Origin of the sequence: Streptomyces sp. NPDC048650 (assembly GCF_043199095.1) — a bacterium.
GTDB lineage: Bacteria > Actinomycetota > Actinomycetes > Streptomycetales > Streptomycetaceae > Streptomyces.
The window spans coordinates 69,454-91,202 of the sequence record NZ_JBICVM010000004.1 but is presented as its reverse complement, the minus strand read 5'-3'; the positions used below and the strand labels follow the sequence as shown (position 1 = coordinate 91,202).

Annotated in this window: 14 protein-coding genes and 1 pseudogene; 9 read left to right on the top strand and 6 right to left on the bottom strand. The window is 72.5% G+C overall.

Annotation, left to right across the window (positions count from 1 at the left end; genetic code table 11):
• The first annotated feature begins 24 nt into the window (after positions 1 to 24).
• From ACGFML_RS12815 to ACGFML_RS12805, 3 genes are all read left to right on the top strand, one after another.
• Positions 25 to 1,503, top strand: a complete 1,479-nt coding sequence (locus ACGFML_RS12815; RefSeq protein ID WP_393542909.1) for an APC family permease — start codon at positions 25 to 27, stop codon at positions 1,501 to 1,503.
• A 222-nt stretch (positions 1,504 to 1,725) separates the two neighbouring features.
• On the top strand, positions 1,726 to 3,252 hold the full coding sequence (locus ACGFML_RS12810) for an SDR family oxidoreductase (protein WP_393542907.1): 1,527 nt from the start codon (positions 1,726 to 1,728) through the stop codon (positions 3,250 to 3,252).
• A 79-nt stretch (positions 3,253 to 3,331) separates the two neighbouring features.
• Entirely contained in the window at positions 3,332 to 4,705 is a 1,374-nt protein-coding gene (locus tag ACGFML_RS12805) for a cryptochrome/photolyase family protein (RefSeq protein WP_393542905.1), read from the top strand.
• A gap of 142 nt (positions 4,706 to 4,847) precedes the next feature.
• On the opposite strand, the gene ACGFML_RS12800 is transcribed toward ACGFML_RS12805, so the two are convergent.
• On the bottom strand, positions 4,848 to 5,336 hold the full coding sequence (locus ACGFML_RS12800) for an ATP-binding protein (RefSeq protein ID WP_393542903.1): 489 nt from the start codon (positions 5,334 to 5,336) through the stop codon (positions 4,848 to 4,850).
• A gap of 279 nt (positions 5,337 to 5,615) precedes the next feature.
• Here ACGFML_RS12800 and ACGFML_RS12795 point away from each other — a divergent pair, with 279 nt between their 5' ends.
• Both ACGFML_RS12795 and ACGFML_RS12790 read left to right on the top strand, forming a co-directional pair.
• Positions 5,616 to 6,074, top strand: a complete 459-nt coding sequence (locus ACGFML_RS12795) for an SRPBCC family protein (RefSeq protein WP_393542901.1) — start codon at positions 5,616 to 5,618, stop codon at positions 6,072 to 6,074.
• 360 nt (positions 6,075 to 6,434) lie between these two features.
• Positions 6,435 to 7,025, top strand: a pseudogene (locus ACGFML_RS12790) (CBS domain-containing protein); the annotation flags it as partial.
• 496 nt (positions 7,026 to 7,521) lie between these two features.
• Here the strand turns inward: ACGFML_RS12790 and proP are convergent.
• Both proP and ACGFML_RS12780 read right to left on the bottom strand, forming a co-directional pair.
• Positions 7,522 to 9,033, bottom strand: a complete 1,512-nt coding sequence (gene proP, locus ACGFML_RS12785; protein ID WP_393542899.1) for a glycine betaine/L-proline transporter ProP — start codon at positions 9,031 to 9,033, stop codon at positions 7,522 to 7,524.
• A gap of 475 nt (positions 9,034 to 9,508) precedes the next feature.
• Positions 9,509 to 10,021 (bottom strand): hypothetical protein, encoded by a 513-nt coding sequence (locus ACGFML_RS12780; RefSeq protein WP_393542898.1) that lies wholly within the window; start codon positions 10,019 to 10,021, stop codon positions 9,509 to 9,511.
• Between the two features lie 644 nt (positions 10,022 to 10,665).
• Between ACGFML_RS12780 and ACGFML_RS12775 the strand changes: the two genes are divergently transcribed.
• The 3 genes from ACGFML_RS12775 (at position 10,666) to ACGFML_RS12765 (ending at position 16,722) form a co-directional block, all read left to right on the top strand.
• Positions 10,666 to 12,111, top strand: coding sequence for a glyceraldehyde-3-phosphate dehydrogenase (locus ACGFML_RS12775; protein WP_393542896.1), 1,446 nt, complete (start codon positions 10,666 to 10,668; stop codon positions 12,109 to 12,111).
• 305 nt (positions 12,112 to 12,416) lie between these two features.
• Positions 12,417 to 13,583, top strand: coding sequence for an exonuclease SbcCD subunit D (locus ACGFML_RS12770; protein WP_393542894.1), 1,167 nt, complete (start codon positions 12,417 to 12,419; stop codon positions 13,581 to 13,583).
• A 28-nt stretch (positions 13,584 to 13,611) separates the two neighbouring features.
• Entirely contained in the window at positions 13,612 to 16,722 is a 3,111-nt protein-coding gene (locus tag ACGFML_RS12765; protein ID WP_393542892.1) for an AAA family ATPase, read from the top strand.
• A gap of 5 nt (positions 16,723 to 16,727) precedes the next feature.
• Here ACGFML_RS12765 and ACGFML_RS12760 read toward each other — a convergent pair whose 3' ends face one another.
• Complete coding sequence (locus ACGFML_RS12760) at positions 16,728 to 17,174, bottom strand: Lrp/AsnC family transcriptional regulator (RefSeq protein ID WP_393542890.1); 447 nt, start codon at positions 17,172 to 17,174, stop codon at positions 16,728 to 16,730.
• Between the two features lie 379 nt (positions 17,175 to 17,553).
• On the opposite strand from ACGFML_RS12760, the gene ACGFML_RS12755 reads away from it, so the two are divergent.
• Positions 17,554 to 18,384, top strand: a complete 831-nt coding sequence (locus ACGFML_RS12755; RefSeq protein ID WP_393542888.1) for a class I SAM-dependent methyltransferase — start codon at positions 17,554 to 17,556, stop codon at positions 18,382 to 18,384.
• Positions 18,385 to 18,436: 52 nt separating this feature from the next.
• Here ACGFML_RS12755 and ACGFML_RS12750 read toward each other — a convergent pair whose 3' ends face one another.
• Together ACGFML_RS12750 and ACGFML_RS12745 are read right to left on the bottom strand one after the other, a co-directional pair.
• Complete coding sequence (locus tag ACGFML_RS12750) at positions 18,437 to 20,131, bottom strand: DUF885 domain-containing protein (RefSeq protein ID WP_393542886.1); 1,695 nt, start codon at positions 20,129 to 20,131, stop codon at positions 18,437 to 18,439.
• A 137-nt stretch (positions 20,132 to 20,268) separates the two neighbouring features.
• A complete protein-coding gene (locus ACGFML_RS12745; RefSeq protein ID WP_393542884.1) occupies positions 20,269 to 21,666 on the bottom strand; it encodes a GNAT family N-acetyltransferase in 1,398 nt (465 codons plus the stop codon).
• Positions 21,667 to 21,749 lie beyond the last annotated feature (83 nt).

The following is a 21,749-nucleotide window of genomic DNA, read 5'->3' as shown; positions in this document are numbered from 1 at the left end:
GCCGGTACGGGAAGGGGCCGCCCCATGCCTGAACTCCTCGACGAGCGGGTGGGATTCGTCCGCCGGATCGGACTGTTCCAGGCCACCGCCATCAACATGAGCCAGATGTGCGGCATCGGCCCGTTCGTGACCATCCCCTTGATGGTGGCGGCGTTCGGCGGGCCCCAGGCCGTCATCGGGTTCCTCGCCGGCGCGGTCCTGGCGCTGGCCGACGGGCTGATCTGGGCCGAACTGGGCGCCTCTCTACCGGGCGCGGGCGGCAGCTACGTCTATCTGCGGCAGGCGTTCCAGTACCGCACCGGCAAGCTGATGCCGTTTCTGTTCGTCTGGACGGCCATGCTCTTCGTCCCGCTGGGCATGTCCACCGGTGTCATCGGCTTCGTCCAGTATCTGGGCTACCTCTGGCCGGACATGACGCCGGGGCAGGGCGACGGTGTCGGTCTCGTCGTCACCGCGGGCATCGTCGTGCTGCTGTGGCGGCGGGTGGAGAGCATCGCCCGGCTCACCGTCGTGCTGTGGACGGTGATGATCGCCTCCGTCGGCCTCGTCATCGTCGCCGCCTTCACCCACTTCAGCCCGGAGCGCGCCTTCTCCTACCCGGCGGGCGCCTTCGAGCTGACGTCCAGTCACTTCTGGGCCGGTTTCGCGGCGGGCCTGACCATCGGCATCTACGACTACCTCGGTTACAACACCATCGCCTACATGGGCGCCGAGATCCGACGGCCCGGCCGGACCATTCCGCGGGCCGTCATCCGGTCCGTCCTCGGCATCATGACGATCTACCTGCTGCTGCAGATCGGCACTCTGGGCGTCGTCGACTGGCGGGACATGCTCGACCCGGACAAGACGGCGTCCTCCTCCGTCGCGTCCGCCGTCCTGGAGCAGACCTGGGGCAGGGGACCCGCCGAGGCGGTCACCGTGCTCATCCTCGTCACCGCCGTCGCCTCCGTCCTCGCCGGACTGCTCGGCGGCTCCCGGATTCCCTATGACGCGGCCCGCGACCGGGTCTTCTTCCGGCCGTACGGCACCCTCCACCCGCGCCACCGCTTCCCCGTCCTGGGGCTGCTGACCATGGGTGTCGTCATGGCCGCCGGCTTCCTCCTGGGGCGGCACACGGACCTGGCCACCGTCATCCAGCTGCTGACCACCGTCATGGTGATCGTGCAGGCCCTGGCCCAGGTGGCGGCCGTCACGGTGCTGCGTCGCCGCCAGCCGGGGCTGCACCGCCCCTACCGGATGTGGCTCTACCCGCTGCCGAGCATCGTGGCGCTGGCCGGCTGGCTGGTCATCTACGGCTGCGCGGACCGCAACTCGCCCGGCAGGCACCCCGTCGAATGGTCGCTGGCCTGGGTCGCGGCGGGCCTCGTGGCCTTTGTGCTGTGGGCGCGACACGAGAAGGAGTGGCCGTTCGGCCCGAAGCGGATCAGCGAGGAATACCTGGCCCCGCAGCCGCAGCCGCAGCCGCAGCCGCAGCCGCCGGACGTCGATACCGAGCCGGCGTGAGCACGGGCGGCGGCCCGCCGGCGGATCGGTGACGTCCGTCGGCCGCCACGCCCCCGACGAGGGCGGTCCGCGCCGCGTCACCCGGTGATGGGCCCATAGGGGGACAGACCCGGGCCCATTGGCGGAATGCCTGCGCGCCGGTGCGTCCGTCTGCGCCGTCGCGGGGGAAGAACAGGTGCAGGCGCGAGCGGGCGTACGGCCCGGGCGGGGCGGAGGCACGGCATGACGAAGAACGGCGAGCGGACAGGAGACCGGTGCCTGGTGGCCGGCGCCACCGGCTATATCGGCGGCCGGCTGGTGCCGGAACTGCTGGACGCCGGACACCGGGTGCGGTGTCTGGCCCGCTCCCCGGAGAAACTGCGCGACCACCCCTGGGCCGGTCGCGCCGAAGTGGTGCGCGGCGACGTCACCGACGCGGCCTCCGTGGGCTCGGCGATGGCGGACATCGACGTCGCGTACTACCTGGTGCACGCCCTCGGCACCGGCTCCGGCTTCGAGGAGACCGACCGCCGGGCGGCCCGGACCTTCGGCGAGCAGGCCCGCGCGGCGGGCGTCCGGCGCATCGTCTACCTGGGCGGCCTGACCCCGGCGGGCGTCCCCGAGCGGGAGCTGTCGCCGCATCTGCGCTCGCGTGCGGAGGTGGGGCGCCTCCTGCGCACCTCGGGTGTCCCGACGACCGAGCTGCGCGCTGCGGTCATCATCGGCTCCGGCTCGGCGTCCTTCGAAATGCTGCGCTATCTCACCGAGCGGCTGCCGGTCATGGTCACCCCCAGCTGGGTGCGGACCAGGATCCAGCCGATCGCCGTCCGCGACGTGCTGCGGTATCTCGTCGGCGCCGCAGGGATGCCCGACGACGTGAACCGTTCCTTCGACATCGGCGGCCCGGACGTCGTCACCTATGTCGAGATGATGCAGCACTACGCGGAGATCTCCGGTCTGCCGCAACGGCTGATCCTGCCGGTGCCGGTGCTCACCCCGCGGCTGTCCAGCCACTGGGTCGGCCTGGTCACGCCCGTACCGCGGGCGATCGCCCGACCGCTGACGGAATCCCTGCGACACGAGGTCGTCTGCCGCGAACACGACATCGCGCGCTACGTCCCCGATCGGCCCGGGCGCCCGATCGCGTTCCCCGCCGCGCTGTCGCTGGCCCTGCAACGGGTGCGCGACGCCAAGGTCACCACCCGCTGGTCGTCCGCGGCCGTACCGGGCGCGCCGAGCGACCCGCTCCCCACCGATCCCGACTGGGCCGGCGGCAGCCTCTACACCGATCGTCGCGAACTGGCCGCCGACGCCTCACCGGACGCACTGTGGCGGGTCATCGAAGCCATCGGCGGCGACAACGGCTGGTACTCCTTCCCGCTCGCCTGGGCGGTGCGCGGCTGGCTCGACCGGCTGGTCGGCGGGGTCGGGCTGCGTCGCGGCCGGCGTGACGCCGAACGGCTGCGGGTGGGTGACTCGCTGGACTTCTGGCGCGTCGAGGAGATCGAACCGGGCCGGCTGCTGCGGCTGCGCGCCGAGATGCGGCTGCCGGGGCTGGCCTGGCTCGAAATGCGGGTGGACCAGGGCGCGTCGGGCGGGACCCACTACCGGCAGCGGGCGGTGTTCCACCCGCACGGACTGCTGGGCCATGTGTACTGGTGGGCCATCTCGCCGTTCCACACACTTGTCTTCGGCGGCATGGCGCGCAACATCACGCGGACCGCCGCCACCGGCACGCCGCCCGGCCGCACGGGGCGGCGGCGGAAGTGATCCGGCGAGGTGCATCCGGCGGCGGCCCGCGCGCCGAAGCACCGTCAGGCCCGATCGCCGCGAACAGGAGGGGCGCACCATGAGTGTCTCCGTCGTCCTCTACACCTCCGATCTGCGGCTGCACGACCATCCGCCGCTGCGGGCAGCCCTGGACAGCTCCCACGAGGTGGTGCCGCTCTTCGTCCGCGACGACGCCATCGCCGCCGCCGGCTTCACCGCGCCCAACCGGGAGGCGTTCCTCGGCGACTGTCTGACCGACCTCGACAGCGCACTGCGCGAGCGCGGCGGCCGCCTGGTGGTGCGGTCCGGGGACGTGGTCGAGCAGGTGTGCAGGGTCGCCGCCGAGGCGGACGCGGGCACCGTGCACCTGGCGGCCGGCGTCAGCGGCTACGCGCAGCGCAGGGAGGAGCGGCTGCGCGCGGCGCTGGAGGCGGACGGCCGCGCCCTGCGGGTCCACGACGCGGTGCTCACCGCCGTCGCGCCGGGCGCCGTGACGCCCGCCTCGTCGGACCACTTCGCGGTCTTCACGCCGTACTTCCGGCACTGGTCGCAGCGGCACCACCGGACGCCGCTGCGCGCACCCCGCGTCGTGCGGGTCCCGGAGCGCGTCACCTCCCAGAAGGTGCCGTCCGGCAAGGGCGTACGGGGCGTCTCGCCGGGGCTCGCCGCGGGCGGGGAGAGCGAGGGGCGCAAGCGGTTCGCGGCCTGGCAGCGCGGCGCGCTGGCCGACTACGAGGACCGGCACGACGACCTCCCCGGCGACGCGACCTCCCGGCTCTCCCCGCATCTGCACTTCGGCACCCTCTCCCCGGTGGAACTCGTCCACCGTGCCCGCGAGCGGGGCGGACCCGGCGCCGAGTCCTTCGTGCGGCAGCTGTGCTGGCGCGACTTCCACCACCAGGTGCTGGCCGCGCGCCCGGACACGGCGGCCGCCGACTACCGCACCCGGCACGACCGCTGGCGCGACGAGCGGACGGCCGCCGAGGAGATCGCGGCCTGGCGGGAAGGCCGCACCGGCTATCCCGTCGTCGACGCCGCCATGCGGCAACTGGCGCACGAGGGCTGGATGCACAACCGCGGTCGGCTGCTCACCGCGAGCTTCCTCGCGAAGACGCTCTACGTCGACTGGCGGATCGGCGCCCGGCACTTCCTGGAGCTGCTCGTCGACGGCGACATCGCCAACAACCAACTCAACTGGCAGTGGATGGCCGGGACCGGCACGGACACCCGGCCCAACCGGGTCCTCAACCCCGTGACCCAGGCCAAGCGCTACGACCCCGCCGGGGACTACGTACGCCGCTGGGTCCCCGAACTGCGGGACATCGAGGGGCCCGCCGTCCACGAACCCTGGAAGCTTCAGGGGCCCGACCGGGCGCGCCTGGAATACCCCGAACCGCTCCTCGACCTCCCCGACGGCCTGGCCCGCTTCAGGCGGGCCCGCGGCAAGGACTGAACGACGCCCGATGAGCGCCCGCACCGGCCGTTCGGTGACCAGCCCGGGCCGCCCGCTTCGCCTCCTGCCTCGCCCCCTGCCCGGCCCCCCGCTTCACCGGGCCCGGCGAGAGCGGCTCCCACGGACGCCGGACCCGCGCTCGTCACGCGACCGGCCGGGGCGGCTGCCCGTATCTGCTCAGAGGGCGGCAGGGCATCAGCGCGTGCACCGTCTTGCCCTGCGGGGTGGCGCAGACGGAGGTGGCGAGGGCCAGCCGGCGCACCATCGGCCACCCGAAACCGCCCCCTTCCCCGTCGGTGTCCGGACTGCGCCCCACCGGCCCGGCGGGGCTGGAGTCGCTGACGGACACCACCACGGCGTCCCCGCAGACGGCCAGCCGCAGTGTGCAGGCGCCGCCGCCCGCATGCCGGACCGCGTTCGTGACGAGTTCGGAGACGACGAGCACCACGGTGTCGGCGGCGTCGTCACACATCGGCGGCCGCAGCGCCGCCAGGAACTCCCCGGCGGCCTCCCGCGCGGTGGCTGCCGCCCTGGGGGAGCCCTTCAGCGTCACCGCGTGCGTCGCCGGTGACGGGTTCGGACGAAGGGCCGCGGGGCTGCTCAGCAGGTTCGTCGCCCAGATGCTGTTCACGTAGCGTCAATCCCTTCTCACGTTCACTGCCGGGCGGCGCCCGGCCGACGGCGTTGACCTGCCGCGCGACGTGCGTCCCGGTCGCAGCGGCCATCTACCCCAGTCACGTTCCGTTATGCCGCGCGGACGGATGAGCCGGACACCGCGCCGCATTCCCGGCGCCGGGAAATCGTCTGCGACCGGGTCGAGTGAGGGGCGGACGATCGGGCACGCGGTGGGCAGCGAGACGCGCGCCGCGGGTGTGGTGCCCGCGAAGTCCACTACTGAGGAGGCGAAACAATGAGCACGGTGAAGGAGACGGTGGACGTCGAGGTCCCGGTCCACACCGCCTACAACCAGTGGACGCAGTTCGAGGAGTTTCCGAAGTTCATGGAGGGCGTCGAGAAGATCACCCAGCTCGATGACCGGCACAACCACTGGACCACCAGGATCGGCGGGGTCCGGAGGGAGTTCGACACCGAGATCGTCGACCAGCTTCCGGACGGTCGGATCGCCTGGCGTACGACCGGCGGCGACACGCAGCAGAGGGGCTTGGTCAGCTTCCGCCCGCTCGACGACGCGCACACGCGGGTGGAACTGGTGATGGACTTCGAGCCCAACGGCGCGGCGGAGAAGACCGCCGACATGACGGGAACCGTCGCCCGGCGGGTCAAGGGCGATATGCGCCGCTTCAAGGACTACATCGAGCACCGAGGTGCCGAGACCGGGGCCTGGCGGGGCCGCATCACGCCCGGCTGAGCAGCCGTCGGCCGCCGAAACCGAGCTCGTGTCCGGGCCTCCCCGCCGTGTGGGCGGGGAGGCCCCTTTGCGGTGCCTTCGGTGACTCCCCTGTCCCGGCGGTGGGTTGAGCCCGCTCAAGGCCCGACCGGTGGACGACCTGCCGCCCGTCCCCCCTTCTGACGCGGGGCGCGCCGGTGGCCTTCGGGCGTCCCGCCGGAGCGGGCGGCCACACGTCCGTAGGAGGGACACGGGGCCACCGGTTCCGCCACGGGCCTTACGGCCCTACGCGGGAGCGGCCGGGCGAGGCATCCTCGGGAGTACAAACGGTCCACGGCTGCCCGAGAAGCCGTTCCGCACAACCCCGAGGGAACCCATCGCATGAGGCATCGCAGCGTTGCCGACCTGATGACGCCGAACGCCGTGGCCGTCCAGCGCGGCACGCAGTTCAGGGAGATCGCCCGCCTGCTCGACGAATTCGACATCACGGCCGTACCGGTCGTCGACGAGAACGACCGACCGGTGGGTGTGGTCTCGGAAGCCGATCTGCTGCGTCGGCACACCGCGAAGAACGGACCCAGCACGGCCGATGCGCTCATGACGAGCCCCGCCGTCGTGGGGCGCCCCGAGTGGAGCGCGGTCCGCGCGGCCAGGAGTATGCAGGAGAAGAACATCAAGCGCCTGCCGGTGGTCGACGACTCCGGCCGGCTCATCGGGGTGATCAGCCGCAGCGATCTCGTCCGGCTCTTCCTGCGGCGCGACCGCGCCATCCAGGAGGAGATCCTGGAGGAGGTGCTGACCCGGACGCTGGGGGTGCCCCCCTCTGCCGTCACGGTCGACGTCGCCGACGGCACCGTGACGCTCAGCGGCACCCTGGAGCGCAGGAGCCTGGTCACCATCGCCGTGCGGCTGTGCGAAAGCGTCGACGGCGTGGTGGAGGTGGTCGACCGGCTCGGCTACGCGCAGGACGACGCCGCCCCGCGACGGCGGCAGGCGGCGGAACGGCCCCCGAACGCCGCGGACCTGCCGCCGGAACGAGGAGGAGCAGCCGCGGACCCGCCGCCGGGGGACGACCGCCACCGGACATCGGGCATGGTGCAGAGCGGCGAGCGCGACGGGGCCCGGACGCATCGGCGAACGGCCCGCAACGACGGCCGATGACCAGCAGACCCGCCCGTGAGCAGGAGCCCGGCAGCACGGGGACGGCTCTGCCGGGCGCCGTCTGCTCGGCCACGCCGACCGCGGGGAACTTCGCCCGCCAAGGGGCCAACGCGTCGGCCAGGGCGCGCTGTTCGCCGACCGAGGGGTCCGTGCCGGCCGGGGGAGGGGAGGAGGGCGCGGGCGTGGGGCTCGTGGCTGCGCTCCCTCGAGGCCCTGGTCACCCCGGCCCGGCTTCCCGGGCACCGAAGAGCCGGCCGCGGGGTCGAACCCCGGGGGCACGTCGGGGAGCCGTTGCCCGGGGCCCTGCTCAGTGCCGGGTCCAGGGGTGCCGCAGCCGGATCCAGAGGTCCCTGGCCCGCCGTCCCGCTTCGGTGCGACTCCTGGCGACCAGTTCCTGCGCCTGCTCCTCGCTCTCCACCATCGGACCGGAGCCACGCAGCGGCTTGCCCGCCGTCTCGTGCAGGAAGAAGGTGGCGATGAGCCCGATCACGCCCGCGGCCATCAGGTAGTACGCGGGAACCATCTCGCTGCCGGTCGCCTGCACCAGTGCGGACGCGATGAGCGGCGTCGTACCCCCGAAGAGGGAGACCGAGAGGTTGAACGCGATCGACAGCGCGCCGTAGCGCAGCCGGGTCGGGAACAGCGCGGGCAGTGTGGACGCGGAGGTGCCGGCGAAGCACACCAGCAGGAGCCCCAGGATCAGGCACCCGAAGGCCGGCAGCAGAATGCCTCCGGCGCGGATGAGGAGCACCGCGGGCGCCGCGAGAACGATCATCGCGGCACTGCCCGCCAGGAAGACGGGCCGGCGGCCCCACCGGTCGGAGGTGCGGCCCACGGTGGTGATGGTGAGCACCACGACGATCATGGTGCCGAGTACCAGCAACTGGGCGGTGAGGGCATCCTCGCCGAGGGTCTCGGTCATGAACGTCGGCAGGTACGAGGTCACCATGTAGTTGGTGACGTTGTAGAGCAGCACCAGCCCCATGCAGATCAGCACCGCTTCCCAGTGCCGGGTGAAGATCTCCTTGAGTCGGCCCTTGCCCGATTGCCGGGCGTCCTCCACCGGGTCCTCGCCGCCCGCGGCGCGGGCCTCCTCGGCATCGTGGTGCGCCTGTTCGGACTCGCGCTGGAAGGCCGGGGTCTCCTCCAGCCGCAGTCGCATGTACAGGCCGATCAGTCCCAGCGGTCCGGCGACGAGGAACGGCAGCCGCCAGCCCCAGTCCACCAGTCCGTCGTCGCCGAGTACGGCCGTGAGCACGGTCACCAGTCCGGAGCCGAGCGAGTAGCCGACGAAGGTGCCGAAGTCGAGCCAGCTGCCGAGGAATCCACGCCGGGTGTCCGGCGCGTATTCGGCGATGTAGGTGGTGGCTCCGGCGTATTCGCCGCCGGTGGAGAAGCCCTGCACCAGCCGGCAGATCAGCAGCAGAATGGGCGCGGCGAAGCCGATCGTGTCGTAACTGGGCAGAAAACCGACGGCGAAGGTGCTGATCGCCATCATGATCATGGTGGCGGCGAGCACACGTTTGCGGCCGATACGGTCACCGAGCGGGCCGAACACCAAACCGCCCAGGGGGCGGACAAGAAACGCCGCGGCAAATGTGGCGAACGTCGAGACCACTTGGGCGCCGGGCGAACTCGACGGGAAGAACACCTTCCCCAAGGTGCCTGCCAGGTAGGCGTAGACACCGAAGTCGAACCACTCCATGGTGTTGCCCAGGGCCGCCGCCGAAACCGCCTTGCGCACCGCGGGACGATCGGTGACCGTCACATCCTCGGCGCTCAGCGGCTGTTTGCGGCGGCGCAGCAGAATGCGGAGCATACGGTCGGTGGCGGCGGTACCACCACGGGCCGGCTTCCGGATCCGTCGTGGCTTCGATGGCTTTTGGCGTCCAGGGCTCATTTCATCCCGTCAACACGGCGGATTCGGTTCCTCATGAATACCTCGTGAATGCCTCATGAATGCCATGAATGCCTCTCTGGCGCACCGTCGGTGCACCATTGGCGCATCAGGGGCGGGCCAATGGTTTCATCGGTTTCCTCGGCGGCTCACTATTCTCCCGGTGTTCCCGGTCGGAAGAAGGATCAGGGGCACCGCGTGTCGCACAGCCGGAACGGACGACCCGGGCCACGACTCGGGCCGCGACCCGGAGCTGACGGCCGGTACCGCCCGGCATGTGCCGACGTGCCGACGTGCTGATCTGCCGACGTACCGACGTACCGACGTGCCGACAGGGTGATCGGCGGGTTGCGCGGCCGAGCGCACTCGGCCGGCCGACCCTCGGCGGACGTGGTCCTCAGGCGCACTGCCCCCCGTACTGCCCCCGGTCGCCTGCGCGGCTGGGGAGCGGTCGGGCGGATCCGGCGCGGACGGCGCTCAAGCCGGGCCGTCCTGCGCCGCCTGGGACCGTGCGTTCACGGGAGGCGACCCAGATCCGCCAGGCGACGCCGCCGGCGTGGCGGGCCCAGTGGCGCCCGAAGGTGCCGGGACGGCCGACCGGTTTGCCGGTGACGCCATAGCTGTCGATGACCTCTGCCAGACCCTGAGGCGGTGTCAGGAAGGTCATCCAGGTCCCGCGGGCCAGGGCGCCCAACGCCGCCGAGGTGCCGCCCTTGGTGGCGACGGCCTCGAACGCCGGGCGGAGGGTCTCGTGTGCCTCCGTGGTCTGGTACGGCGCGATGTCCTTCAGGAAGCCGTCGAGTCGGCTGCCACCGCGGGTGTCCACTCCCAGGACGGCGTAGTGGATGTCGAGGCGGGCGAAGGCCGCGGTGACGTCGGGGCGGGCCAACCAGTTGTTGTCGCACGACATGCTGAAGTGCCTTTCTGCGGAGAGGGGTTGGGCCGTGGACTGCCGCGGCCGCTCCGAAAGGAGGACTCACCCCCAAGAGCCACCGCCACGGCCTGCCAGCGCCTCCCGAACGGGCGAACGGCACAGGCCGACGGCACACGAAACACCTTGCTCGCGCCCGCTAATGCCGTGCCAACGCCTCGCTAATGCGTGCCGCGGATCGCGCTCCGGCCGGGGCCGGGCGGCCATCGGCGGAACCGATAGTATTGACGTGGTCACGTCGCACTTCGGGGGAGGGGCGGCGTGACCTTCTTCCGTTCGCGGGCGCGGTCGCGGCAGGACGCGGTCGGCCCCCGAGCGGCACGCGGCCACCGCTGGCCGTTGCCGGACGGGGCCGGACCGTCGGCGAGAGCCTGATGCCGTGCGGGGGATCCGGCGCTGTGCGGGGTGAGTGCAGAGCTTCCGACGGAGCGAGCGTCGCGCAGATACATCAAATCGGGTAAATCTCCATATATCTCTCCATCCTTGTTCCGTGCGGCGGTTCCTTCCCGGCCGGGCGGGGGCTGTGGGGTCGGTCACGGCTTCGCGTCCGGCCTGGCCCGATTGGGGGATCAAAAGTGGAGCGGGTTAGCATATGAGCACCGCCTAGCTCGAAAGATAAGCCTGTGACTGTCAATGACGACTCGTTCACCAACTGGAAGACCCGCGAGGAGATCGCGGAGTCGATGATCCCGATCATCGGGAAGCTGCACCGGGAGCGGGACGTCACGGTCCTGCTGCACAGCCGCTCCTTGGTGAACAAGTCGGTGGTCAGCATCCTCAAGACCCACCGCTTCGCCCGGCAGATCGCCGGTGAGGAGCTCTCGGTCACCGAGACGCTGCCGTTCCTGCAGGCGCTCGCCGCGCTCGACCTCGGTCCGTCGCAGATCGACATCGGCCTGCTCGCCGAGGCGCACAGGACCGACGACCGCGGTCTGTCGGTGGCGGAGTTCACCGCCGAGGCCGTCTCCGGCGCCACGGGTGAGAACAAGATCGAGCGCCGCCAGGCGCGTGACGTCGTCCTCTACGGCTTCGGTCGCATCGGCCGCCTCGTCGCCCGCCTGCTCATCGAGAAGGCCGGCTCCGGCAACGGTCTGCGCCTGCGCGCCATCGTCGTCCGCGGCGGTGGCGACCAGGATCTCGTCAAGCGCGCCTCGCTGCTGCGCCGCGACTCCATCCACGGCCAGTTCAACGGCACGATCACGGTCGACGAGGCGAACAGCACGATCGTCGCCAACGGCAACGAGATCAAGGTGATCTACGCCAACGACCCGTCCGAGGTCGACTACACGGCGTACGGCATCAACGACGCCATCCTGATCGACAACACCGGCAAGTGGCGTGACCGCGAGGGACTTTCGAAGCACCTCCGCCCCGGCGTCGAGAAGGTCGTTCTGACCGCCCCGGGCAAGGGCGACGTCCCGAACATCGTCCACGGCGTCAACCACGACATGATCAAGCCGGACGAGCAGATCCTGTCCTGTGCGTCCTGCACCACCAACGCGATCGTCCCGCCGCTGAAGGCGATGGATGACGAGTACGGGGTGCTCCGCGGCCACGTGGAGACCGTCCACTCGTTCACCAACGACCAGAACCTGCTGGACAATTACCACAAGGCCGACCGCCGCGGCCGCTCCGCGCCGCTCAACATGGTCATCACCGAGACCGGCGCCGCCTCCGCCGTCGCCAAGGCGCTGCCCGACCTGAAGGCGCCGATCACCGGCAGCTCGATCCGCGTGCCCGTGCCGGACGTGTCGATCGCGATCCTCAGCCTGCGCCTCGGCCGCGAGACCACCCGCGAGGAAGTGCTCGACCATCTCCGCGACGTCTCGCTGAACTCGCCGCTCAAGCGCCAGATCGACTTCACCACCGCTCCCGACGCCGTCTCCATGGACTTCGTCGGCTCGCGCCACGCCTCCATCGTGGACGCCGGTGCCACGAAGGTCGACGGCGACAACGCGATCCTCTACCTGTGGTACGACAACGAGTTCGGCTACTCGTGCCAGGTCATCCGCGTCGTCCAGCACGTCTCCGGGGTGGAGTACCCGACCTACCCGGCGCCGGTGGTCTGACCCGGGCGCACCACCCGATCCGCGGAGCCCCGCCTTCGCGGGTGCTACGGCCGTGCGGCGCGCCGTTGCGCGGCGCCGCACGGCAGACCCCGTTTCGCCCGGCCGGTGAGGACGCCCAGGCGGAGCGGGGTCGCGCGCTGTGCGGCCGCATGGCTACCCACCGTGGCCGCCCGTCGTTGCGGGTGCGAGAATGTCGCCCCTAGGGGCGGGGCGCGTGCAGCGGCCGGCGGCGGCCGTGCCGACTCGGGAACCCGCGCTGACGCGTAGCCTACCGAGGGGAAGAACATGCAGGTCGGAGCCGTCTCGTGAGGCTTCTGCACACCTCCGACTGGCATCTGGGGCGGTCGTTCCACCGGGTGGGTCTGCTCGGCGCCCAGCGAGCGTTCATCGATCACCTCGTCGAGACGGTCCGGGCCCGGCAGGTCGAGGCGGTGCTCGTCGCGGGCGACGTCTACGACCGTGCGGTGCCGCCGCTCGCCGCCGTCCAGCTCTTCGACGAAGCCCTGCACCGACTCGCCGAACTCGGCGTCCCGACGGTCATGATCTCCGGCAACCACGACTCCGCCCGGCGCCTCGGCGTCGGAGCCGGACTGATGGGCCACGCCGGCATCCATCTGCGCACCGATCCCGCCGACTGCGCTGCCCCGGTGCTGCTGGCGGACGCGCACGGTCCGGTGGCGCTCTACGGACTGCCGTATCTCGAGCCCGCCATGGTCCGCGACAAGCTCGGCGCCCGGCGCGCCGAGCACGCCGAGGTGCTGGGCGCCGCGATGGACCGCGTCCGCGCCGACCTGGCCGAACGGCCCGCGGGCACCCGCTCCGTGGTCCTGGCGCACGCCTTCGTGACCGGGGGCGCGGTGAGCGACAGCGAGCGTGACATCACGGTCGGCGGGGTGGCCTCGGTGCCCGCGGCCGTGTTCGACGGTGTCGACTACGCCGCGCTCGGCCACCTGCACGGCTGCCAGACCCTGACCGATCGGGTCCGCTACTCCGGCTCGCCGCTCGCCTACTCCTTCTCCGAGGCCGGTCACCGCAAGTCGTCGTGGCTCGTCGACCTCGACGCGGCGGGCGCGGTTCACGCCGAGCGGGTGGACTGCCCGGTGCCGCGCCCGCTCGCCCGGATCCGGGGGCCGCTGGAGCGGCTGCTCGACGACCCCGCGCTGGCCGAGCACGAAGCGGCCTGGGTGGAGGCGACGCTCACCGACAGCTTCCGCCCGCACGAGCCGATGGCCCGCCTCGCCGAGCGGTTCCCGCACGTCGTCAGCCTCGTCTTCGACCCCGACGAGGGCCCCGCCCGCACCCTGGCCTCCTATGCCCAGCGGCTGCGCGGGCGCAGCGACCAGGAGATCGCCGAGGACTTCGTGGAACACGTACGAGCCGGACGCGCGGTCGATGCGGACGAGCGCGCCGAACTGCGCTCGGCCCTCGACGACGTCCGCCTGGACGACGCCGAGCGCGAGGTGGCGCGATGAGCCCGTACGAGCTGTCCGAGGTGGCGCGATGAGGCTGCACAAGCTGTCCGTCACCGCCTTCGGCCCCTTCGGCCGCACTCAGGTCGTCGACTTCGACCGGCTGTCCCGCGACGGCCTCTTCCTGCTGCACGGCCCCACCGGGGCGGGTAAGACCTCCGTCCTGGACGCCGTGTGCTTCGCGCTGTACGGGTCGGTTCCCGGGGCGCGGGGGAGCGGCCAGGCGCTGCGCAGTGATCTGGCGGAACCGCTGACCCTGACCGAGGTCGTCCTCGAACTGACCGTGGCCGGGCGGCGGTTGGAGATCACCCGGCTGCCCGAGCAGTCGCGCCCCAAGAAGCGGGGCAGCGGGACGACCCGGGAGAAGGCGCAGAGCCGGCTGCGGGAGTTCGCCGCGCACGGCGGCGAGTGGCAGGCGCTGAGCCGCTCGCACCACGAGATCGGTGAGGAGATCGGCCAGCTGCTCGGCATGAGCAAGGAACAGTTCTGCCAGGTGGTGCTGCTGCCGCAGGGCGACTTCGCGCGCTTTCTGCGGGCCGACGCGGAGGCTCGCTCGCGGCTCCTGGGACGGCTCTTCGACACCCGTAGGTTCGCCGCCCTGGAGGACCGGCTCACCGCGCGCCGCAAGGCCGCCGCCGACCGGGTCGCGGCGGGCGACGAACGGCTGCTGGCACTGGCCCACCGGATGGCGCAGGCCGCCGGGGCGCACTCCGACCTCGACGACCCCGCGGTTCCCGCACTGGAGCGGGACGATCCGGCGGAGCAGAGCGGAGCGGGCCGCCGGCGGAGCAGAGCGGCGGGCACGGTACCGCAGCAGAACAGGGGCGCCGGGCCGGCCCCGGTGCCCGGTCCGGGTGAACCCGGATTCGCCGACGTGGTGCTGGCCCGGGCCGCCGTGGCCCGGGTCGGCGCCCGCGAGCAGCTGGAGATCGCCCGGGCCGCGGTGCGGGCCGCCGAGGCGGCGGAGCGGCTCGCCGCCGGGCGGCTGGAGGAGGCGCACGAGCGGGACCGGCTCCAGCGGCGCCACGAGGACGCCCGCGAGCGGGCAGCCCGCCTCGAGGCCCACGCCGAGGAGCGGGACGGCACCCGGCAGCGGCTGGAACTGGCCAGAGCCGCCGCCGATGTCGCCCCCGCACTCGCGCTGCGTGACGCCGCCCGGCGCGAACGGGACGCGGCGCAGTCCGCGGAGCGGCAGGCCAGGGCCGTCCTGCCGGCCGAACTCGCGGAGGCCGGCGCCGACCGGCTCGCCGCTCTGGAACGGGAATTGCGGGGCGACCTCGGGTCCCTGACGGCGGCCGGGCGGGCCGAGCGGCGGGCCGCCGACATCGCCCGGGAGCGCGCCGGACTCGACCGCGAGGGACGTGCCGACGACCAGACACTGCTGGACGCCGAGGAGTGGCTGGCGGGCTGGGACACCACACGCGAGGCCCATCAGCGGCGCATCGAGACGGCCCAGGAGGCCGCGACCCGCGCCGAACACCTCGCCGCGCAGCTCCAGCCGGCCGCCGAACGTCTGGCGGCGGCCCACCGGCGCGACCGCCTCAGCGTCGAAGTGCGCTCCGCCGAAGTGGAGTTGCTGCACTCCAGGGAGCACGCCGCGGCCGCCCACGAGAGCTGGCTCGACCTGAAGGACCGGCGGCTGCGCGGCATCGCCGCCGAACTCGCGCACGAGCTGCGGGACGGCGAGGCGTGCGCGGTGTGCGGCGGGACCGACCACCCCGCTCCGGCCCGGGCGGGCGCCGGACACGTCGACCGGGCGCACGAGGAAGCCGCCCTCGACACCTACCGCCGCGCCGAGGACGCCCGCCGGCAGGCGGAGGACGGCTGCCAGACGGCCAAGGAGGCGATGGCCGGCGCCGTGGCCACGGCGGGTGACGCGCTGGCCGCCGAACTCGCCGAGCACGTCGAGGAGTTGGGCCGTGACCAAGCGCGCGATCACGCGGCCGGTGCCGATCTGCACGCCGCGCGCGAGGCGCTCGGGCGGGCCGAGCGGGAGTACGAGCGGCGCCGCACCGAACGGCAGCAGGCCGAGCGCCGGGCCGCCGCCCGTACGTCACACCGCGAGGCACTGGACCGCGAACGGACCGTGCTGGAGGAGGAGTTGACCCGGGCGCGGGCCGACTGCGCCAGCGTCGCCGAGCGCGCCGCGCGGCTGGAGCGGCAGGCGACGCTGCTCGCCGGCGCCGCGGAGGCGGCCCGTACGGCACACACCTGCGCCGAGCGCCACGCGGAGGCCGAGGCGAGGCTGTCCGACGCCGCCCACCGCGCCGGGTTCGACGGCCCGCGGTCCGCCGCCGACGCCCAACTGCGCGACGGCGAATGGCGTGCACTGCAGCAGCGGCTCGATGAGTGGCAGGCCGAGGCGGCGGCGGTGGAGGCGGAACTGGCCCGCCCCGAGGGGATCGCCGCGGCGGCCCTGCCGCCCGCCGATCCCGAGTCCGCGCGCGGTGCGCACGAGGCCGCCGGGCAACGCCTGCGCGCCGCCGCCGCGTCCCAGGCGGCGGCCCTCGACCGCTGCGCCGAGCTCGACGGGCTCTCCGCCCGCGCCGGGAGCGACGCCCGGGAGCTGGCTCCGCTGCGGGCCGCCTACGACCGCATCGCCCGGCTCGCCGGCCTCACCGCGGGCACCTCCAGCGAGAACGAACGGCGGATGCGCCTGGAGTCGTACGTGCTGGCCGCCCGGCTCGAACAGGTCGCGGCGGCTGCCAGCGCCCGGCTGCACCGCATGTCGTCCGGCCGCTACACCCTCGTCCACTCCGACGAACGCGCCGGCGGCACCCGGCGCTCCGGCCTCGGCCTGCACGTCATCGATGCCTGGACCGGCCACGAGCGGGACACCTCCAGCCTCTCCGGCGGGGAGACCTTCTTCGCCTCGCTGGCCCTCGCACTCGGCCTGGCCGATGTCGTCACCGACGAGGCGGGCGGCACCCGCCTGGACACCCTCTTCATCGACGAGGGCTTCGGCAGCCTCGACGAGCAGACCCTCGACGAGGTCCTCGACGTCCTCGACGGGCTGCGCGAACGCGACCGCAGCGTCGGCATCGTCAGCCATGTCGCGGACCTGAAGGCGCGCATCCCCGCGCAGCTGGAGGTCGTCAAGGACCGGTCCGGCTCGACGGTGCGGCACCGCGTGCCGGGCTGAGCCGGTCAGTGGCCGACGGGTCGGCGGGGGAGCGGCGAGGAGTAGACGACGCTGGTCGTCACCGTGCCGAGCCCCCCGATCCGGCCCGAGACCTCCTCGAGATGTCGCATCGAGCGGGCGGTGACCTTGATGACGAAGCAGTCGTCGCCCGTGACGTGATGGGCCTCCAGGATCTCCGGCGTGTTCTCCAGCAGGTCGTGGAACGGCTTGTAGTTGCCGTTCGGACAGCTCAGGCGCACAAAGGCCAGGACCGGCAGGCCGATCCGCTCCGGCTCGATCACCGCCGCGTACCCCGAGATCACCCCGGCCTCCTCCAGGCGGCGCACCCGCTCCGTGACGGCGCTCGCGGACATGTTCACGGCGCGCGCCAGCTCGGCGTAGCCCGCGCGGCCGTTGCGCTGCAGGACGTCGAGGATGCGCCAGTCGGTGGCGTCGGGGGAATAGCCGGTCATCCCCGCTGTCTAGCAGCGGAATCCCCGGCAGATCAAGGGTTCTGCCGCTGATCATCACTTCTCGGCCGACCCCGCGAACCGTGAGTTGTCGGCCATGATCATGCAGACGGCGCCGCGCGCCGGCCCGGCGCGGTCACCCGGTCAAGGCGAGGCTCGGCGGCATCGAGTACCGGATCGGCGAGGGCTATGACGTGGCCGCCCCGCAAGGCATCCGGCGGCACCCGGCCGACCCGCCGACCGCACCGGCCGGGGCGGCGGACTGCGGCTGTTGAGGTCCCGGTGCCCTTTTGCGACGGGCAAAGGGGCGGGCCAGGAACACCCACTGTGAATTCACCAATTCCGAGGGTGATTTCCGCCGCCGACGGGCACTTTGCTGAGCGTGAGCAATGAACTCGACGTGATCAAGTATTACGAACAGGCCGGATCGCGACTGGGCTACCGCCTCTTCCTGCGGGGGACCAAACACTTCGGGTACTACCGCCACGGCGAGAGCGCCTGGGCCTGGCCGACGGCACTGCGCCGCATGGAGGACAAACTGGCGGACGCTCTCGGACAACCGCCCGGGGCGCGGGTGCTGGACGCCGGCTGCGGAGTCGGTGACGTGGCCGGGCATCTGGCCCGCCATTTCGGGCTGCGGGTCTGCGGGGTGGACGTCCTCGACCGCGATATCGCGGTGGCCCGGCGGCGCGCCCGGCGGCGCGGGCTTTCGGACCTGCTCACCTTCCGCCCCGGGAACTACACGGACCTGCCCTTTCCGGCCGGGAGCTTCGATGCCGTCTACACCATGGAGACCCTCGTGCACGCGGCCGCGGCCGAAACCGTGCTGCGGGAGTTCCACCGCGTCCTGCGACCGGGTGGACGGCTGGTGATGTTCGAATACGCCAGAGAACCGGCGGCGCACATGCCGCCCCCGGCCGCGGAGACATTCCGGCAATTGAACGAGTGGGCCGCGATGCCGTCCTTCCAGCGTTTCGACTACGGAACACTGCGCCGCCTCGTCGCGGACACCGGATTCTCCGCCGTGACCGTCGACGACATCTCGCACCACATGTGGCCGATGCTGCGCTGCTTTGCGGCCATCGGGCGCGTGCCGTATGCGGCGGGCAGGTCGATGGGCAGGAGCGCGCGGATGGTGAATTCCATGGCGGCCGTGGAGTTCTGGCGATACCGCGCATTCTGGCGCTACGAAATCTACGGGGCCGTGAAGTGAGCGGCCGGCCACCACGGTCAACCGGGTGGCCGGCCGCCCTACCGGCGCCGCCTCAGAGCGCCGACAGCTCACTCAGCAGATCGTCCAGCCCCAGCGACCCCTGGGAGAGCGCCGCCATGTGCCACGACTTGAGGTCGAACGCCGCGCCGTGCCGGGCGCGCGCCGCCTCGCGGCCCTGGAGCCAGACCCGCTCACCGAGCTTGTAGCCGATCGCCTGGCCGGCCATGCCCTGGTAGCGGACGATCTCGCTCTCGACGAAGTCGGCCGGGCGACTGCTGTGGCGCGCGAAGAACTCGTGCGCCAGCTGGGGCGTCCAGAGCTCGCCCGGATGGAAGGGGGAGTCCGCCGGGATCGCCAGCTCCAGATGCATCCCGATGTCGATGATGACCCGGACCGCGCGCATCATCTGGGCGTCCAGGTAGCCCAGCCGCCGCTCGGCGTTGGTCAGGAAGCCCAGCTCGTCCATCAGCCGCTCGGCGTACAGCGCCCAGCCCTCGGCGTTGGCACTGACGATGCCCACCGTCGTCTGGTAGCGCGAGAGCCGGTCGGCGACATGTGCCCACTGCGCCAGCTGGAGGTGATGGCCCGGCACCCCCTCGTGGTACCAGGTGGAGACCAGGTCGTACGCGGGGAAGCGGGTCTCCCCCATCGTCGGCAGCCAGGTACGGCCGGGGCGGGAGAAGTCCAGCGACGGCTGCGTGTAGTACGGGGCCGCGGCGCTGCCCGGCGGGGCGATCCGGGACTCCACCCGGCGTACCCGCTCGGCGAGCTCGAAGTGGGTGCCGTCCAGCGCGTCGATGGCCTCGTCCATCAGCGACTGGAGCCACTGCCGGGTCTCCTCGACACCCTCGACGGCCTCGCCGTGCTCGTCACACCAGGCCAGCGCCTCCCACGGCGTCTTCGCGCCCGGCCGGACCTTCTCGGCCTCGGTCTCCATCTCGGCCAGCAGCCGATGGAACTCCGACCAGCCGTACGCGTACGCCTCGTCCAGGTCGAGGTTGGCGCCGTTGTAGTAGCGGGCGAGCCGCGCATAGCGCTCGCGGCCCACCACGTCGGGGGCGCCCGCGACGGCCGGGGCGTAGCTGTCCCGGAACCAGTCGCGCAGCTCCACCAGCGCGCCGGTGGCGACCTCGGCCGCCTCGGTCAGCTCGGTGCGCAGCGCGTCCGGGCCCGGGGCGGTGAACTCGGCGAACCAGCTGCGGTCCGTGCCGATCCATTCGTCCAACTGCCCGATGACCGTCGCGACCTGGAGCGGCCCCGCGGGCAGTTCGCGCCGGAGGCCGGCGTCGAGCGAGGCACGGTAGCCCTCCAGTGCCGCAGGCACCGCCCGCAGCCGCTGCGCGAGCGCCGCCCAGTCCGCCTCGGTCTCGGTGGGGGTGATCGTGAAGACCTCGCGGACGTGGTGCAGCGGCGAGCTGAGGTTGCTCACCGTGCGCAGGCCCTCGCCCGCCTCGTGCACCGCCAGCTCGGCGGTCAGCCGCTCGCGCAGCAGCCGCGCGCAGACCTGCTCGGCGGCCGCGTCGGCGCCCGGACGGCCCTCCGACTCGGTGAGCTTGTCCAGTGTCGTACGGGCCAGTTGGGCCAGTGCCTCCTGGCCGGTGGGCGAGAAGTCGGGAAGCTTGCCGGAGCTCTCGGTGATGCCGAGGTAGGTGCCGGTGATGGGGTCCAGGGCGACGAGGGCGTCGACGTAGGCATCGGCGATCTGGCGAGGCAGCGGGCCTTCGCCGGAAGAAGTGGTGTTGGACATGCGGTCCATCCTCCAACGGATCACCCGCCGCGTCACCAACAATAGGCCGGACGTTCCTGTCGCTTTGCCGTGACCTTGCCCAACGGCGCGGGCCGGCCGGGCGGTACCCCGCGCGGCCGACCCCCCGATACCGCCGTTCAGCGCCGGCCGGAGCCGTCCTGGGTCCGTACCGTCTCGAGGGCGGCCGTCTGCGCGGGCAGCCCCGCGGGACGCGCGGTGATCACCAGCGTGCCCTCCTCGATCTGGTAGTCCAGCGGCAGCCCCAGACCGCGCATCGCGGCGACCATGCCGGTGTTGGACGCCTGGGTGATGGCGTAGACGCTCCCGCAGCCCGCCTCGGCGGCCATGGCCACCAATCGGCGCAGCAGTTCCGAGCCGATTCCGCGCTGCTGCCAGGCGTCCTCGACCAGGAGGGCGACCTCGGTCTCGTCGCCGTCCCAGAGCAGGTGACCGAGGGCCACCAGCCGCCCGGACGCGGTCTCCACCGCGAGCGTGCGGCCGAACCGCGGGCTGAGCAGATGTCCCAGGTAGCGGTCCGCGTCGGCGACCGGGCCGTGGTACCGCAGCCCGAGAGTCGCCGGGGAGCAGCGGTCGTGCATCTCGCGGGCGGCGGCCTGGTCGGTGGTGTCGGCGCGGCGGATGGTGATTTCGTTGCCCTCGGGCAGCGTCAGCACATCACGCCGTGGCGGCACCCGCTGGCCGAGCCTGGTGTCCAGGTCGACCAGCGCGCGCACCCGGGCGAACTCGGTGGGCGTGAACGGCAACTGCGGCCTTTCGATGGTGAGCGAGCCCCCCGAGGGGTCGCGGAACTTCATGGTGTGCTCGGCCAGCACGCCCTCGGTGGGCACCTGCTCGGCGAGCGGCTGTCCGCGCAGCGAGCGCGCCGGTACCGAATGAATCGTGCAGCGGCCCAGCAACTGCCTCAGGGCGAGGGGGAGTTCGGCGGAATCCAGGGCCGTGCGGGTCGCCAGGCCCAGCATCCGGGTCGGCGCGTCGACGAGGTCGTGGGTGTCCGCCCGCTCCAGCCAGGTGTGGGTGCCGCCGGCGCCGGCCACCGTACGGGTCAGCTCCGCGGGCAGCAGGGTGGCCGGTGCGCGCAGCAGGAACTCGTCGACCGTCCCGGCCGAGAGCGGGTGTGCCTGCAGGCTGAGTATGTCCACCTGCCGAGCTGCCAGCGCCGTGCACAGGGCGGCCAGGCTGCCCGGTTCGTCCAGGACCGTGGTCCGCATCCGCCACAGCGCCGACTCCTGCCGGCCGGCCGCGGGGGCCCGGTCGGCGGAGGGCTGCGCTGTGGCGCCGGTATCGGTCGGCGGCGGAGCGCTTTCGTGGCGGCGTGACCACCAGACGTGGAAGCCGGCCGTGGCCACCAGGGCCACCGCCGAGGCGCACAGCAGCATCGGACCCGAGGGCCCGTGGGCGACGGTGTTGGCGACGACGTCCGCCACGGCCACGGCTGTGAACAGGGCGGCGAGCTCGACGATCTCCCTGCGCCAGTGTTGACGGCGGGAGGAACGGGCAGAGGTTGCATCAGTCATGCAGACAGCCTCGCCGACCGGTGTTGCCTGACCGCCAACACATTGTGTCCGACGGGTAAAAGACGCAATCGACGCATTGGCAC

What these genes read in the sequence shown, in the direction of transcription:
- ACGFML_RS12810 (WP_393542907.1), top strand. Translation starts at nt 1,726, where the DNA reads ATGACGAAGAACGGCGAGCGGACAGGAGACCGGTGCCTGGTGGCCGGC.
- ACGFML_RS12765 (WP_393542892.1), top strand. Translation starts at nt 13,612, where the DNA reads ATGAGGCTGCACAAGCTGTCCGTCACCGCCTTCGGCCCCTTCGGCCGC.
- proP (WP_393542899.1), bottom strand. Translation starts at nt 9,033, where the DNA reads ATGCTCCGCATTCTGCTGCGCCGCCGCAAACAGCCGCTGAGCGCCGAG.
- ACGFML_RS12760 (WP_393542890.1), bottom strand. Translation starts at nt 17,174, where the DNA reads ATGACCGGCTATTCCCCCGACGCCACCGACTGGCGCATCCTCGACGTC.
- ACGFML_RS12750 (WP_393542886.1), bottom strand. Translation starts at nt 20,131, where the DNA reads ATGTCCAACACCACTTCTTCCGGCGAAGGCCCGCTGCCTCGCCAGATC.
- ACGFML_RS12780 (WP_393542898.1), bottom strand. Translation starts at nt 10,021, where the DNA reads ATGTCGTGCGACAACAACTGGTTGGCCCGCCCCGACGTCACCGCGGCC.
- ACGFML_RS12815 (WP_393542909.1), top strand. Translation starts at nt 25, where the DNA reads ATGCCTGAACTCCTCGACGAGCGGGTGGGATTCGTCCGCCGGATCGGA.
- ACGFML_RS12745 (WP_393542884.1), bottom strand. Translation starts at nt 21,666, where the DNA reads ATGACTGATGCAACCTCTGCCCGTTCCTCCCGCCGTCAACACTGGCGC.
- ACGFML_RS12805 (WP_393542905.1), top strand. Translation starts at nt 3,332, where the DNA reads ATGAGTGTCTCCGTCGTCCTCTACACCTCCGATCTGCGGCTGCACGAC.
- ACGFML_RS12795 (WP_393542901.1), top strand. Translation starts at nt 5,616, where the DNA reads ATGAGCACGGTGAAGGAGACGGTGGACGTCGAGGTCCCGGTCCACACC.